Annotated in this window: 13 protein-coding genes; 10 read left to right on the top strand and 3 right to left on the bottom strand. The window is 64.1% G+C overall.

Annotated features, from left to right (window positions below):
• The first annotated feature begins 202 nt into the window (after window positions 1-202).
• The 9 genes from AR540_RS20070 (at window position 203) to AR540_RS20110 (ending at window position 10,159) form a co-directional block, all read left to right on the top strand.
• A complete protein-coding gene (locus tag AR540_RS20070; protein WP_059231378.1) occupies window positions 203-952 on the top strand; it encodes a gamma-glutamyl-gamma-aminobutyrate hydrolase family protein in 750 nt (249 codons plus the stop codon).
• A 34-nt stretch (window positions 953-986) separates the two neighbouring features.
• Entirely contained in the window at window positions 987-2,345 is a 1,359-nt protein-coding gene (locus AR540_RS20075) for a glutamine synthetase family protein (protein ID WP_059231380.1), read from the top strand.
• Between the two features lie 22 nt (window positions 2,346-2,367).
• Window positions 2,368-3,726: an aspartate aminotransferase family protein gene (locus AR540_RS20080; RefSeq protein WP_059231382.1), complete on the top strand. Its 1,359-nt coding sequence runs from the start codon at window positions 2,368-2,370 to the stop codon at window positions 3,724-3,726.
• A 107-nt stretch (window positions 3,727-3,833) separates the two neighbouring features.
• Window positions 3,834-4,931, top strand: a complete 1,098-nt coding sequence (locus AR540_RS20085) for a polyamine ABC transporter substrate-binding protein (protein ID WP_059231384.1) — start codon at window positions 3,834-3,836, stop codon at window positions 4,929-4,931.
• A gap of 169 nt (window positions 4,932-5,100) precedes the next feature.
• Window positions 5,101-6,141: a polyamine ABC transporter substrate-binding protein gene (locus AR540_RS20090; protein ID WP_177339267.1), complete on the top strand. Its 1,041-nt coding sequence runs from the start codon at window positions 5,101-5,103 to the stop codon at window positions 6,139-6,141.
• A 54-nt stretch (window positions 6,142-6,195) separates the two neighbouring features.
• Complete coding sequence (gene potA / locus AR540_RS20095; RefSeq protein ID WP_059231389.1) at window positions 6,196-7,350, top strand: polyamine ABC transporter ATP-binding protein; 1,155 nt, start codon at window positions 6,196-6,198, stop codon at window positions 7,348-7,350.
• Window positions 7,347-8,255, top strand: coding sequence for an ABC transporter permease subunit (locus AR540_RS20100; RefSeq protein WP_059231391.1), 909 nt, complete (start codon window positions 7,347-7,349; stop codon window positions 8,253-8,255). The genes potA and AR540_RS20100 overlap by 4 nt, the downstream gene beginning before the upstream one ends.
• 82 nt (window positions 8,256-8,337) lie before the next feature.
• Entirely contained in the window at window positions 8,338-9,234 is an 897-nt protein-coding gene (locus AR540_RS20105) for an ABC transporter permease subunit (RefSeq protein ID WP_059231393.1), read from the top strand.
• Window positions 9,235-9,364: 130 nt separating this feature from the next.
• Complete coding sequence (locus AR540_RS20110; protein WP_059231395.1) at window positions 9,365-10,159, top strand: thymidylate synthase; 795 nt, start codon at window positions 9,365-9,367, stop codon at window positions 10,157-10,159.
• A gap of 17 nt (window positions 10,160-10,176) precedes the next feature.
• Here AR540_RS20110 and AR540_RS20115 read toward each other — a convergent pair whose 3' ends face one another.
• From AR540_RS20115 to AR540_RS20125, 3 genes are all read right to left on the bottom strand, one after another.
• The gene (locus tag AR540_RS20115) at window positions 10,177-10,671 is read right to left on the bottom strand and encodes a gluconokinase (RefSeq protein WP_059231397.1); all 495 of its coding nucleotides are present in this window, start codon (window positions 10,669-10,671) and stop codon (window positions 10,177-10,179) included.
• 41 nt (window positions 10,672-10,712) lie between these two features.
• Window positions 10,713-11,576 (bottom strand): EamA family transporter, encoded by an 864-nt coding sequence (locus AR540_RS20120; RefSeq protein WP_059231399.1) that lies wholly within the window; start codon window positions 11,574-11,576, stop codon window positions 10,713-10,715.
• A gap of 69 nt (window positions 11,577-11,645) precedes the next feature.
• Window positions 11,646-11,990, bottom strand: a complete 345-nt coding sequence (locus AR540_RS20125) for a hypothetical protein (protein WP_059231401.1) — start codon at window positions 11,988-11,990, stop codon at window positions 11,646-11,648.
• Between the two features lie 216 nt (window positions 11,991-12,206).
• On the opposite strand from AR540_RS20125, the gene AR540_RS20130 reads away from it, so the two are divergent.
• The gene (locus AR540_RS20130) at window positions 12,207-14,645 is read left to right on the top strand and encodes a Lon protease family protein (protein ID WP_059231404.1); all 2,439 of its coding nucleotides are present in this window, start codon (window positions 12,207-12,209) and stop codon (window positions 14,643-14,645) included.
• Window positions 14,646-14,754 lie beyond the last annotated feature (109 nt).

Here is a 14,754-nt window from a genome sequence, read left to right on the forward strand (position 1 = left end):
CAATCCGAAAGGCAGGCCAAAGTCAACTGGGGTCGAGCTTGCCCGCAGGTGGTGCGCGAGCGCCTGTTTTTGGCGCATTCCCCGGCCGTAAAAGACCTGCTCCAGGGGCCGTCTGTGCAGAATCTCGAAAGTTTTTGCCGGTGGTTGTGAAAAAAAACGAACAAGACTAGGCTCGGATGATCCCAGATCAACCCGGTGTCCCATGCCCGCGCTGCCGCTCATAGGTGTCACAGCCTGTACCAAGCAACTTGGCCTGCATCCCTTCCACATCGCCGGCGACAAGTACCTGCGCGCGGTGGTGGAGGGCGCCGGGGGCATGCCGCTGGTGATCCCGGCCCTGGCCGATCTCATCGCCACCGAGGCGCTGGTGGAGCGGCTCGATGGACTGTTGTTCACCGGCTCGCCCTCCAACGTCGAACCCCACCACTATCAGGGTACGCCCAGCGAACCCGGTACCCTGCACGACGCTGCCCGTGATGCCGTGACCCTGCCGCTGCTGCGCGCCGCTGTGGCGGCGGGCGTGCCGGTACTGGGCATCTGCCGGGGCTTCCAGGAGATGAACGTGGCGTTCGGCGGCAGTCTGCACCAGAAGGTCCACGAAGCCGGTCCCTTCATGGATCACCGTGAGCGTGGCGAAACGCTGGAAGAGCACTATGGCCTGCACCATCCGGTCGAGGTCCAGCCGGGTGGGGTATTCGAGTCCCTGGACCTGCCGGCGCGTTTCGAGGTGAATTCCATCCATGGCCAGGGCATCGACCGTCTCGCCCCCGGGCTGCGCGCCGAAGCGCTGGCTCCCGATGGCCTGATCGAGGCCGTCTCGGTGCAGGAGGCCCGTACCTTCGCCTGTGGCGTGCAGTGGCACCCGGAATGGCAGGTGCGCAGCCATCCTGTGTACCTTGCCCTGTTCAAGGCGTTCGGCACCGCTTGCCAGGAGCGCGCTGCCGGTCGTTGATGCTGTCTATCCCGCTCGAACCTTCGAGGTCTTTATGAGCACCCCCCTTGACCGGCTGACCGCCTGGTTGAAAGAACGCAAGATCACCGAAGTGGAGTGCCTGGTCGCTGACCTGACCGGCATCGCCCGCGGCAAGATTTCCCCCACCGCCAAATTCCTCAACGAAAAGGGCATGCGCCTGCCGGAGAGTGTGCTCCTGCAGAGCGTGACCGGCGATTACGTCGACGACGATATCTACTACGAGTTGCTCGACCCGGCCGACATCGACATGCACTGCCGGCCGGACGACCGCGCGGTGTTCCTGGTGCCCTGGGCACTGGAGCCCACCGCCCTGGTGATCCATGACACCTACGACAAGCGCGGCATCCCCATCGAGCTGTCGCCGCGCAATCTGCTCAAGAAGGTGCTCAAGCTCTATGCCGAGCGAGGCTGGCAGCCGATCGTCGCACCGGAGATGGAGTTCTACCTGACCAAGCGCAGCGACGACCCGGACTATCCCTTGCAGCCGCCGGTGGGGCGTTCGGGCCGCCAGGAGACCGGCCGCCAGTCCTTCTCCATCGATGCCGCCAACGAATTCGACCCGCTGTTCGAGGACATGTACGACTGGTGCGAGGCCCAGGAGTTGGATCTGGATACCCTGATCCACGAGGAAGGTACCGCCCAGATGGAGATCAACTTCCGTCACGGCGATCCGCTGCACCTGGCCGACCAGATATTCGTCTTCAAGCGCACCCTGCGCGAGGCGGCGCTCAAGCACAACGTCACCGCCACCTTCATGGCCAAGCCCATGACCGGCGAGCCGGGCAGCGCCATGCACCTGCACCAGAGCGTGGTGGACCCGAAGACCGGCAAGACGATCTTCTCCAACCCCGACGGCAGCATGAGCGAGCTGTTCCTGCACCATATCGGCGGGCTGCAGAAGTACATCCCCGAGGCACTGCCGCTGTTCGCGCCCAACGTCAATTCCTTCCGCCGCTTCCTGCCCGACACCTCGGCGCCGGTGAACGTGGAGTGGGGCGAGGAGAACCGTACCGTCGGCCTGCGGGTGCCCGAATCCGATCCGCAGAATCGCCGGGTGGAGAATCGCCTCGCCGGTGCCGACGCCAATCCCTACCTGGCCCTGGCTGCCAGCCTGCTGTGCGGTTATCTGGGCATGGTGGAGGGCGTGGAGCCGAGCGCGCCGGTGCAGGGGCGTGGCTACGAACGCCGCAACCTGCGCCTGCCGCTGACCCTGGAAGCGGCGCTGGAGCGCATGGAGCAGTCGGCGACCCTGGAACGCTATCTGGGCAATCGCTTCACTCGCGGCTACGTCGCGGTGAAGCGCGCCGAACACGAGAACTACAAGCGCGTGATCAGTTCGTGGGAGCGGGAATTCCTGCTGCTCAGCGTCTGAGCGCGATCCGAGGAGAGGCTTCGTGACTACCTTTACTACCGCCCATTGGCAGGACCTGAGTCGCCGGCATCTGCTGGCGCCCTTCACCGACTACCGTCAGCTCAACGAAAAGGGCGCCCGCATCATCACCAGGGCCGAGGGCGTGCACCTCTGGGATAGCGACGGTCAGCGCATCCTCGATGGCATGGCCGGGCTGTGGTGCGTCAACGTCGGCTATGGGCGTGAGGAGCTGGTGGAAGCGGCCAGCCGCCAGATGCGCGAATTGCCCTACTACAACCTGTTCTTCCAGACCGCCCATCCACCGGTGCTGGAGCTGGCCAAGGCCATTGCCGAGCTGGCGCCGGAGGGCATGAACCATGTCTTCTTCACCGGCTCCGGCTCGGAAGCCAACGACACCGTGCTGCGCCTGGTGCGCCATTACTGGGCGATCAAGGGCCAGCCGGAGAAGCGGGTAGTCATCGGTCGCTGGAACGGCTACCACGGCTCGACCATGGCCGGCGCCAGCCTCGGCGGCATGGCGGCGATGCACGAGCAGGGCGGCATGCTGCCCGACATCGTCCACATCCCGCAGCCCTACTGGTTCGGTGAAGGCGGCGAGATGAGTCCAGCGGAGTTCGGCGTCTGGGCGGCCGACCAGCTGGAGCGGAAGATTCTCGAAGTAGGCGAGGAGCGGGTCGCCGCCTTCATCGCCGAGCCGATCCAGGGCGCCGGTGGCGTGGTCATCCCGCCGGAAAGCTACTGGCCGCGAGTGCGCGAGATCCTCGCCAAGTACGACATCCTCTTCATCGCCGACGAGGTCATCTGCGGCTTCGGCCGGACCGGCGAGTGGTTCGGCAGCCAGTACTACGGCAACGCGCCGGACCTCATGCCCATCGCCAAGGGCCTGACCTCCGGCTACGTGCCCATGGGTGGGGTGATCGTGCGCGACGAGGTGGTCAAGGTGCTGGACGAGGGTGGCGAGTTCTATCACGGCTTCACCTATTCCGGGCATCCGGTGGCGGCCGCCGTGGCGCTGGAAAATATCCGCATCCTGCGCGACGAAGGCATCGTCGAGCGCGTCCGCAGCACTACGGCACCTTATTTGCAGAAACGCTGGGCGGAGCTGGCCGACCACCCGCTGGTGGGCGAGACCCGTGGCGTCGGCATGGTGGCGGCGCTGGAGCTGGTGCGCGACAAGAAGACGCGGACGAGGTACGAAGGTGGGGCGGGCATGCTCTGTCGCGAGCACTGCTTCCGCAACGGTCTGGTGATGCGTGCAGTGGGCGATACCATGATCATCGCACCGCCGCTGGTCATCACCCCGGAGTCCATCGACGAGCTCGTCACCCTGGCTCGGCGCAGTCTCGATCAGACCCACGCGCTACTGCGCGAGCGTGGCTGATGGCCGGCGAGGCTTGAGCCGAGCGGCGGACCTTGCCAGACTGCGCGCGGGCGCTGGCCGCGCACCAAGAAAAACAGACCAAACGATGACCTGAGGAGCACCACCGCATGAATGTTTTTGGCAAGACTCTTCTAGCGCTGAGCCTGGCCGGCCTCTTCGCCGGCCACGCCTCGGCGGACCCCAAGGTGCTGCACGTCTACAACTGGAACGACTACATTGCCGAGGACACCATCGCCAACTTCGAGAAGGAGTCGGGCATCAAGGTGGTCTATGACGTCTACGACAGCAACGAGACCCTCGAGGCCAAGTTGCTCGCCGGCCGTTCCGGCTATGACGTGGTGGTGCCGTCCAACTCCTTCCTCGCCAAGCAGATCAAGGCCGGCGTCTACCAGCCGCTGGACAAGTCCAAGCTGTCCAACTACGGCAACCTCGATCCGCAGCTGATGAAGACCCTGGAAGTCAGCGATCCGGGCAACCAGTACGCCATCCCCTACCTGTGGGGCACCATCGGCATCGGCTACAACCCGGCCAAGGTCAAGGCGGCGCTGGGCGACAACGCTCCGGTGGATTCCTGGGACCTGATCTTCAAGCCCGAGAACCTCTCCAAGCTCAAGGGCTGTGGCGTCGCCGTGCTGGATTCGCCTACCGAGATCATCCCGGCCGGCCTGCACTACCTCGGCTACAAGCCGGACAGCCAGGATCCCAAGGAGATCAAGGCTGCCGAGGACCTGTTCCTCAAGGTGCGTCCGTACATCACCTATTTCCACAGCTCCAAGTACATCTCGGACCTGGCCAACGGCAACGTCTGCGTGGCCGTCGGCTACTCCGGCGACATCGCCCAGGCCAAGGCCCGTGCGGCCGACGCCAAGAACGGCGTGACCGTGGCCTACAACATTCCCAAGGAAGGCGCCGGTACCTTCTTCGACACCATGGCCATTCCGAAGGACGCCGAGAACCCCGAGGGCGCGCTCAAGTTCATCAACTACATCATGGAGCCCAAGGTGATCGCCGCGATCAGCGACTACGTGCAGTATCCCAACGGCAACAAGGCGGCGACCCCGCTGGTGGCCGAAGAGATCCGCACCAATCCCGGCATCTACCCGACCCAGGAAACCATGACCAAGCTGTACGCCTTCCCGGACCTTCCGGCCAAGACGCAGCGTCTGATGACGCGTACCTGGACCACCATAAAGTCCGGCAAGTGACGTCTACCGCCTCGTGCGGATGAAAGGACGGCACGCCGGAGACATCTTCGGCGTGCCGTACGTCTGTCTGGACCGCTGAAAGGACATCGCCCCGTGACGCTCACCAAGAAAGGAGCCGCCCGTGCTTTCGTTGCGTAAAACCCTGCTGGCCGTGACCACCCTGACCGTCATGGGCGCCGCTGTCGCCGAGCCGACGGTACGCATCTACAACTGGAGCGACTACATCGGCGAGAGCACCCTGGAGGACTTCCAGAAGGCCACCGGCATCACCCCGGTGTACGACGTGTTCGACTCCAACGAGACCCTCGAAGGCAAGCTGCTGGCGGGCCACACCGGGTACGATGTGGTGGTGCCCTCGAGCAACTTCCTGGCCAAGCAGATCAAGGCGGGCGCCTTCCAGAAGCTGGACAAGAGCCAGCTGCCGAACTGGCAGAATCTCGATCCGGCGCTGCTCAAGCAGCTGGAAAAAAGCGATCAGGGCAACCAGTACGGCGTGCCCTACCTGTGGGGTACCAACGGGATCGGCTACAATGTCGACAAGGTCAAGGCCGCGCTGGGGACCGACAAGCTCGATTCCTGGGCCATCCTGTTCGAACCCGAGAACCTCAAGAAGCTGAGCAAGTGCGGCGTGTCCTTCATGGATTCGCCCGATGAGGTCTATCCGGCCGTCCTGCAATACCTGGGGCTCGACCCCAACAGCACCAACCCTGACGACTACAAGAAAGCCGAGGCGCAACTGCTCAAGGTGCGTCCGTACATCACCTACTTCCATTCCTCCAAGTACATCTCGGACCTGGCCAACGGCAACATCTGCGTGGCCTTCGGTTATTCCGGCGATGTCTTCCAGGCGCGTTCGCGTGCCGAGGAGGCGAAGAAGGGCGTCAACATCGGCTACGCGATTCCCAAGGAAGGCGCGAACCTCTGGTTCGACCTGCTGGCCATTCCCAAGGATGCCAAGAACGTGAAGGAGGCCCATGCCTTCATCAACTATCTGCTGCAGCCCGAGGTGATCGCCAAGGTCAGTGACTACGTCGGCTACGCCAACCCCAATCCCAAGGCCGGTGAACTCATGAACGCCGAGCTGCGGCAGGACGAAACCGTCTATCCCCCGCAAGCGGTGATGGACAAGCTGTACGTCATGAAGGAACTGCCCCCGCAGATCCTGCGCCTGGAGACCCGCAGCTGGACGCGGGTCAAGTCCGGCAAATAACCAACGCTAAGCGGACCGGCGTGGCCGGTCCCCGATTTTCCTGGGGAGATGTACATGGCGACCGCCACCAGTGCCTTCAAGAAAGCCGCCACCGGCGACAAGAAAGCCAAGGAAGTCCTGGTCAAGATCGACCGGGTCACCAAGAAGTTCGATGAAACCGTCGCTGTCGACGACGTCTCCCTGACCATCAACAAGGGTGAGATCTTCGCCCTGCTCGGCGGCTCGGGCTCGGGAAAATCGACCCTGCTGCGCATGCTGGCCGGTTTCGAGCGGCCGAGCGAAGGGCGCATCTTCCTCGATGGTGTGGACATCACCGACATGCCGCCCTACGAGCGGCCGATCAACATGATGTTCCAGTCCTATGCGCTGTTCCCGCACATGAGCGTGGAGCAGAACATCGCCTTCGGCCTCAAGCAGGACAAGCTGCCCAAGGCCGAGATCGACGCCCGCGTGGCCGAGATGCTCAAGCTGGTGCACATGACCCAGTACGCCAAGCGCAAGCCGCACCAGCTCTCCGGTGGCCAGCGCCAGCGGGTGGCCCTGGCGCGCTCCCTGGCCAAGCGGCCCAAGCTGCTGCTGCTCGACGAGCCCATGGGCGCCCTGGACAAGAAGTTGCGCTCGCAGATGCAGCTGGAGCTGGTGGAGATCATCGAGCGCGTGGGGGTGACCTGCGTGATGGTGACCCACGACCAGGAAGAGGCCATGACCATGGCCGAGCGCATCGCCATCATGCACCTGGGCTGGATCGCCCAGGTGGGCAGCCCCATGGACATCTACGAGACCCCGGCGAGCCGGCTGGTCTGCGAGTTCATCGGCAGCGTGAATATCTTCGACGGCGAGCTGACCGACGACGGCGCCGACCACGCCATCATCCAGAGTCCGCAGCTGGAGCGGCCGATCTACATCGGCCACGGCATCAGCACCCGTGCCCAGGAAAAGCAGGTCACCTTCGCCCTGCGCCCGGAGAAGCTGCTGATGGGCACCAGCCTGCCGGCGGATCATGAGCATCCCGACTACAACTGGTGCAGCGGCACGGTGCAGGACATCGCCTACCTGGGCGGTCATTCGGTGTACTACGTGCGCCTGGCCTCCGGTCAGCTGGTCCAGTGCTTCATCGCCAACGCCGAGCGCCTCGGCAAACGGCCCACCTGGGACGATCCCGTGGTGGTGTACTGGGAAGACGATAGCGGCGTGGTACTGCAAGCATGACCAGACCTCCCTTGCTCAAGCGCCTGCTGGACGGCCGCCGCCTGACCATCGGCGTGCCCTTCGTCTGGCTGTTCCTGTTCTTCCTGCTGCCGTTCCTGATCGTGCTGAAGATCAGCTTCTCCATGGCGGACGTGGCCATCCCGCCCTATACCGAGCTGTTCAGCTACGCCGACCAGCAACTGGATATCGCGCTCAACTTCGGCAACTACCTGATGTTCGCTGGCGATCCGTTGTATCTGGACGCCTACCTCGGCTCACTGAAGATGGCCGGTATCAGCACCCTGATCTGTCTGGTGGTGGGCTATCCCATGGCCTATGCCATCGCCCGGGCCAGTCGCGAGAAGCAGACGGTGCTGCTGCTGCTGATCATGATGCCGACCTGGACCGCCATCCTCATCCGCGTCTATGCCTGGATGGGGCTGCTGTCCACCAATGGCCTGATCAACAGCTTCCTGATGAGTCTCGGGATCATCAGCAGTCCGTTGCAGATGCTCAATACCAACTTCGCGGTGTACCTGGGGATCGTCTATTCCTACCTGCCGTTCATGATCCTGCCGCTGTTCGCCAACCTGGTGAAGCACGACCTGACCCTGCTGGAAGCGGCGGGTGACCTCGGCGCCAGCCGTTTCACCAGCTTCTGGAAGATCACCGTGCCGCTGTCGAAGAACGGCATCATCGCCGGCTGCATGCTGGTGTTCATCCCGGCGGTGGGCGAATTCGTCATTCCAGAACTGCTCGGTGGCCCGGAGACCCTGATGATCGGCCGCGTGCTCTGGCAGGAATTCTTCAATAACCGCGACTGGCCGGTAGCCTCGGCCCTGGCGGTGGTGATGCTGCTGATCCTCATCGTGCCCATCGTGCTGTTCAACAGAAACCAAGCCAAGGAACTGGAGGGCAAACTGTGAGCCAGAAAGCCACTCTGTGCCCATCGTGCTGTTCAACCGGCTCTCCAATCTGGAGCCGAGCCAAGGAACTGGAGGGCAAGCCATGAGGGGCCTCAAGTTCACCAACCTGATGCTGGTGCTGGGACTGCTGTTCATCTACCTGCCGATGGTCATCCTGGTCATCTATTCCTTCAACGAGTCGCGCCTGGTGACCGTCTGGGGCGGCTGGTCGGTGAAGTGGTACGTCGGCCTGCTGGACAACAACCAGCTGATGAGCGCGGTGTTCCGCTCCCTGGAGATCGCCTTCTACACGGCCATCTCCTCGGTGATTCTCGGCACCCTGGCGGCCTTCGTGCTGACCCGCATCCCGCGCTTCCGCGGCCGCACCCTGTTCGGCGGCATGGTCACGGCGCCGCTGGTCATGCCCGAGGTCATCACCGGTCTGTCGCTGCTGCTGCTGTTCGTCTCCATGGCGCAGCTGATCGGCTGGCCCCAGGATCGTGGCGTGGTGACCATCTGGATCGCTCACACCAGCTTCTGCGCCTCCTATGTGGCGGTGGTGGTGTCCGCTCGCCTGCGTGAACTCGACCTCTCCATCGAAGAGGCGGCCATGGACCTGGGGGCGCGGCCGTGGAAGGTGTTCCTGCTGATCACCATCCCCATGATCGCACCGTCGCTGGCGGCGGGCGGCATGATGTCCTTCGCCCTCTCGCTGGATGACCTGGTACTGGCGAGCTTCGTCTCCGGCCCCGGCTCGACCACCCTGCCGATGGAAGTGTTCTCCGCCGTGCGCCTGGGCGTGAAGCCGGAGATCAACGCCATCGCCAGTCTGATCCTCCTGGCGGTCTCGTTGTTCACCTTCCTGGCCTGGTACTTCACCCGTCGCGCCGAGAAGAAGCGCATACAGGGCTTGCAGGAGGCCATGGACGCCACTACCGCCGAAATTACCCAGCGCGAACGGGAAACGGCGACCCTCACGGCGCCGCCGGCCAACAGTTAGGGCCAGGTATAAATAGAAGCGGCCTTCGGGCCGCTTTTTTTGGGGCCCGAGTCTGCGCTGCGACAAGCGTGACAGCTGCGATGGGGTGCGATTTGGTACCATTTCGCTTTTGCCAGGTAGCGCTCCCGCCATGAAACAGTACCTCGACCTGATGCGCCATGTGCGCGACCACGGCACCTTCAAGAGCGACCGCACTGGCACGGGTACCTACAGCGTGTTCGGCTACCAGATGAGATTCGATCTGGCCGATGGCTTCCCCCTGGTCACCACCAAGAAGTGCCACCTCAGATCCATCGTCCATGAGCTGCTATGGTTCCTGCAGGGCGATACCAACATTCGCTACCTGAAGGAAAACGGCGTCTCCATCTGGGATGAATGGGCCGACGAGAACGGCGAGCTGGGGCCGGTCTACGGCTACCAGTGGCGCAGCTGGCCGGCACCGGACGGTCGCCATATCGACCAGATCGCCGGGGTGGTGGACATGATCCGCGCCAAGCCCGATTCGCGTCGGTTGATCGTCTCGGCCTGGAATCCGGCGCTGGTGGACGAGATGGCCCTGCCGCCGTGCCATGCGCTGTTCCAGTTCTATGTCGCCGACGGTCGCCTGAGCTGCCAGCTGTATCAGCGTTCCGCCGACATCTTCCTCGGTGTGCCTTTCAATATCGCCAGCTACGCGCTGCTGACCCTGATGGTGGCCCAGGTCACCGGCCTGCAACCGGGTGAATTCATCTGGACCGGCGGCGACTGCCACCTCTACGCCAACCATTTGGAGCAGGCCGATCTGCAACTGACCCGCGAACCGCTGCCGCTGCCGACCATGCAGCTGAATCCGGCGGTCCAGGATCTGTTCGCCTTTCGCTTCGAGGATTTCGAGCTGCAGGGCTACCAGGCCCATCCGCACATCAAGGCGCCGGTCGCCGTCTGACGCCGTGATCGCAACGCTCAGGCGCTGCGGTCGTGGCCCAGCACCTCGTCCACCAACTGCTCTGGCGGCTTGCGCACGTCCAGTACCTGGGCATCCAGGTTTCCGGGAGCTTCCAGGGTGTCGAGCTGGCTCTGCAGCAGCTTGGGATCGAAGAAGTGGCCACGGCGCTTGCCGATGCGCTCGGCCAGCAGTTCCGGCGAGCCCTTGAGGAACAGCAGGCGAACGCCTTCGAGTCCGTCCAGCAGCCGATCGCGATAGACCTGCTTGAGTGCCGAGCAGGCGAACACCCGCGTCGTGCCCTCGGCCCGGGCCTGCTGCATGGCCGCGTGAATGGCGTCCAGCCAGGGCCAGCGATCCTCGTCGGAGAGGGCGATGCCCTGGGCCATCTTGTCCTTGTTGGCCTGGCTGTGAAAGGTGTCGGCGTCGTCGAAACGACAGCCCAGTCGGCTAGCCAGCAGTTCGCCCAGGGTGGTCTTGCCACTGCCCGAGACACCCATTATCAGATAGATCATCGTCGGCACTCCGCGTGAGGGTTCGCCTCGCTATAGAGTCCCTAGAGCGGCGTTTGCTCCGGCCGCAGACGACTGCTCCAGGTGGCACCGATCGAGGCGGCGATGATGCAGGCCAGCGCGAACCACTGCGGCAGGCCGAGGATCTCGCCGAGGAACACCCAGCCGGAGAGGGCGCCCAGCGCAGGCTCCAAACTCATCAGGGTGCCGAAGGTTGACGCGGGTAGGCGGGTCAGCACCACCATTTCCAGGGCATAGGGAATCGCCGTGGACATCAGTGCCAGGCCCAGCGCCAGGGGCCAGATCGTCGGTTGCAGCAGATGGCTGCCGCTGTACAGGATGCCGATGGGCAGGATGACCAGGGCGCCGATGCTGGCGCCGAAGGCCACCGTCCCGGTGCCGTGTACCGCGCCCGCCCGCTTGCCCAGCACGATGTAGATAGCCCAGCAGGCCCCGGCGCCCAGGGCCAGGGCGGTACCCAGGGGGTCGAGCGCCGAGGTGTTGTGGCCGAAGGGCAGCAGCACCGCCAGGCCGGCGATCACCAGGGCGATCCACAGCAGGTCCAGCCAGCGGCGCAGGGCGCAGATCGCCACCACCAGCGGGCCGACGAACTCCAGGCCCACGGCTATGCCGATCGGCAGGCGTTGCATGGCGAGGTAAATCGTCAGGTTCATCACGCCCATGGCGACGCCATAGCCCAGCAGGCTGCCCAAGGCCTCGCGGCGAAAGGTTCGCCAGGGCCGCAGCACGGCGAGCAGCACCAAGGCGGCGAAGATCAGCCGCAGGGTGGTGACGCCCACCGGATCGAGACGCAGGAAGAGGGTCTTGGCCAGGCTGGCACTGGCCTGGATCGAGGTCATGGCGACCAGCAGGAGGGCGACGGCGAACAGCGGGGACCGGGAAGACATCGGCAGGGCTCGACTAGCGGGCCCGCCAGCATAGGTCATCCTGTCTGTGCCGCAAGTTCAGCTGCGACCTCAATGTGTTTTGGAGCGCAGGTGCAACTGCTCGGGGCTATCGCGATTCTCGTGGACCTGCTCGAGGTAGCGCTGCTGCTCCTCGCTCTGCGCGACCTGCACGCAACGGGCATAGCCGGCGTCCCAGCCTTGCTGGTAGGGCTTCTCCGCGGCGAAGCGGCGCAGATCCTTGTGCACGTAGCCAATGCCGTTGACCGCCTGCTTGCCGGTCTGGCAGCCGTCGCTGAAGCCATCGGCGTAGGCGGGAGGGTAGCCCTGGGCGATCAACTGATCGTGATAGCTGGCACAGGCCGTCAGCGCGGACAGCAACGTGGACAGCAGGACAACGCGACGGAAGATAGCCATGGGGCCTCCTCGCGGGATACTACGACCGATCCCTATACATACAGCTTAGACAGCGCCCTGTGAGAAATTCGTCAAAAAACGCAGCGGCGACGACTTGCCGACGGACGTGGTGGTGGGCGACGACAAAATGCATGGCAGGGCACCTCTTACCTTGCCTCCGTCATCGCCCCGGTCGCAGAATGCGGGCACTGCCTGCATGCCTGACAAGGACTTACGATGCACGATCCCGTCGCGGCCGGTCTCCGGCTCGCTCCCGATGAGCTGACCCGCCCCTTCGCTCCCGAGCAATTTTCCTTCACCGATACCGATCAACTCGAACCCTTCCGTGGCATCCTCGGCCAGGAGCGGGCGGTGGAAGCCTTGCAGTTCGGGGTGGCCATGCCGCGGCCTGGCTACAACGTCTTCGTCATGGGCGAGCCGGGTACCGGTCGCTTTTCCTTCGTCCAGCGCTATCTCAAGGCCGAGGCCAAGCGCCAGCCCACCCCCAACGACTGGGTCTACCTGAATCATTTCGACGAGCCCCGCGCGCCCAGCGCCCTGGAGTTGCCGCCTGGCGAGGGCGAAGCCTTCGTCGCCGACATGGCGCACTTCATCGACAACCTGCTGACCACCTTCCCGACGGTATTCGAACACCCGGCGTTCCAGCAGAAGAAGAACGCCATCGAGCGGGCCTTCAACCAGCGCTACGACCAGGCCCTGGACGTGGTGGAAAAGCTCGCCCTGGAAAAGGACATCGCCCTCTACCGCGATGCCAACAACGTCGCCTTCACCCCGATGAAAGAGGGCAAGGCGCTGGACGAAGCCGACTTCGCCCAATTGCCTGAAGCCGAGCGCGAGCGCTTCCATGCCGACATCTCCAGCCTGGAAGAGCGCCTCAACGAAGAACTGGCCAGCCTGCCGCAGTGGCGGCGCGAATCGAGCAACCAGCTACGGGCGCTGAACGAGGACACCATCATCCAGGCCCTGCAGCCGCTGCTGGCGCCGCTGTCGGAGAAGTACAACGACAACCCCGGCGTCTGCGCCTACCTGCAGGCCATGCAGGTGGACCTGCTCAAGACCGTGGTCGAGCAACTGGCCGACGATGCCAAGCCCGACATGCAGCGGCGCAAGGAACTGCGCGAGCAGTACGAGCCCAATCTCATCATCGGTCACCATGCCACCGGTGGTGCGCCAGTGGTGTTCGAGTCCCATCCGACCTACGACAATCTGTTCGGGCGAATCGAGTACCAGTCCGATCAGGGCGCGCTCTACACCAACTACCGCCAGCTCCGCCCGGGCGCGCTGCATCGCGCCAATGGCGGCTTCCTCATCGTCGAGGCGGAAAAGCTGCTGACCGAGCCTTTCGTCTGGGACGCTCTCAAGCGAGCCCTGCATTCCCGTCAGCTGAAGATGGAATCGCCGCTGGCCGAACTGGGGCGGCTCACCGCCATGAGCCTGGCGCCGCAGCAGATCCCGCTGCAGCTCAAGGTCGTCATCATCGGCTCGCGCAACATCTACTACACCCTGCAAGAGGTCGATTCCGACTTCCAGGAGATGTTCCGGGTGCTGGTGGACTTCGACGAAGAGCTGCCGCTGCGTGACGAAAGCCTCGAGCAGTTCGCCCAGTTACTCAAGACCCGTACCTCGGAAGAGGGCATGGCGCCCCTGACTTCCGCTGCCGTGGCCCGGCTGGCCACCTACAGCGCACGCCTGGCCGAGCACCAGGGGCGACTGTCGGCGCGCATCGGCGATCTGTTCCAGCTGGTCAGCGAGGCCGATTTCATCCGTCACCTGGCCGGAGACACCCTTACCGACAAGGGCCACGTCGAGCGGGCGCTCAAGGCCAAGGAAACCCGCACCGGCCGTGTCTGCGCCAGGGTGCTGGACGACATGCTCACCGGCCTGATCCTCATCGACACCCAGGGCGCCGCGGTGGGCAAGTGCAACGGCCTCACCGTGCTGGAAGTGGCCGATTCCGCCTTCGGCATGCCGGCACGCATCTCCGCCACCGTCTACCCAGGCGCCAGCGGCATCCTCGACATCGAGCGCGAGGTCAGCCTCGGCCAGCCGATCCACTCCAAGGGCGTGATGATCCTCACCGGCTACCTCGGCAGTCGCTATGCCCAGGAATTCCCCCTGTCGATCTCGGCCAGCATCGCCCTGGAGCAATCCTACGGCTATGTGGACGGCGACAGCGCCTCCCTCGGCGAGGCCTGCACCCTGATCTCCGCTCTGTCGCGCACGCCACTCAAGCAGTGCTTCGCCATCACCGGCTCCATCAACCAGTTCGGCGAGGTGCAGCCCGTCGGTGGAGTGAACGAGAAGATCGAAGGCTTCTTCCGCGTTTGCCAGGCGCGTGGTCTCACCGGCGAGCAGGGCGTGATCATCCCGCGCGCCAATGTCACCAACCTGATGCTCGATGAAACGGTCCTGGAAGCCGTACGCGAAGGCCGGTTCCACGTCTATGCCGTGCGTCAGGCGGACGAAGCCCTGTCGCTGCTGGTGGGGGAGCCCGCCGGTGCACCGGATGCCAAGGGGCGCTTCCCCGAGGGCAGCGTCAATGCCCGGGTAGTACAGCGTCTCAAGGAAATCGCCGAGCTCGAGCTGGAAGATGAACTGGCCGACAAACTCAGTGATAACTCCAAGGCAAAAGGGAAAAACAACGAAGCGGAGTAGAACTGAGTCCCAGGGGGCCGGTCGGATTTTGTACAAGGTGCTGCAGCCCAAGTAGCTCGGCGCCCAGACCCGCTTGCCCCCTGTCGACCAACAGGGTTGTCCACAGCCT

Source organism: Pseudomonas sp. EpS/L25 (assembly GCF_001512295.1).
GTDB lineage: Bacteria > Pseudomonadota > Gammaproteobacteria > Pseudomonadales > Pseudomonadaceae > Chryseomonas.

Excerpts from the sequence above, each read along its gene's own strand:
- AR540_RS20070 (WP_059231378.1), top strand. The coding sequence starts at position 203 with ATGCCCGCGCTGCCGCTCATAGGTGTCACAGCCTGTACCAAGCAACTT.
- AR540_RS20075 (WP_059231380.1), top strand. The coding sequence starts at position 987 with ATGAGCACCCCCCTTGACCGGCTGACCGCCTGGTTGAAAGAACGCAAG.
- AR540_RS20085 (WP_059231384.1), top strand. The coding sequence starts at position 3,834 with ATGAATGTTTTTGGCAAGACTCTTCTAGCGCTGAGCCTGGCCGGCCTC.
- AR540_RS20090 (WP_177339267.1), top strand. The coding sequence starts at position 5,101 with ATGGGCGCCGCTGTCGCCGAGCCGACGGTACGCATCTACAACTGGAGC.
- potA (WP_059231389.1), top strand. The coding sequence starts at position 6,196 with ATGGCGACCGCCACCAGTGCCTTCAAGAAAGCCGCCACCGGCGACAAG.
- AR540_RS20100 (WP_059231391.1), top strand. The coding sequence starts at position 7,347 with ATGACCAGACCTCCCTTGCTCAAGCGCCTGCTGGACGGCCGCCGCCTG.
- AR540_RS20105 (WP_059231393.1), top strand. The coding sequence starts at position 8,338 with ATGAGGGGCCTCAAGTTCACCAACCTGATGCTGGTGCTGGGACTGCTG.
- AR540_RS20110 (WP_059231395.1), top strand. The coding sequence starts at position 9,365 with ATGAAACAGTACCTCGACCTGATGCGCCATGTGCGCGACCACGGCACC.
- AR540_RS20115 (WP_059231397.1), bottom strand. The coding sequence starts at position 10,671 with ATGATCTATCTGATAATGGGTGTCTCGGGCAGTGGCAAGACCACCCTG.
- AR540_RS20120 (WP_059231399.1), bottom strand. The coding sequence starts at position 11,576 with ATGTCTTCCCGGTCCCCGCTGTTCGCCGTCGCCCTCCTGCTGGTCGCC.
- AR540_RS20125 (WP_059231401.1), bottom strand. The coding sequence starts at position 11,990 with ATGGCTATCTTCCGTCGCGTTGTCCTGCTGTCCACGTTGCTGTCCGCG.
- AR540_RS20130 (WP_059231404.1), top strand. The coding sequence starts at position 12,207 with ATGCACGATCCCGTCGCGGCCGGTCTCCGGCTCGCTCCCGATGAGCTG.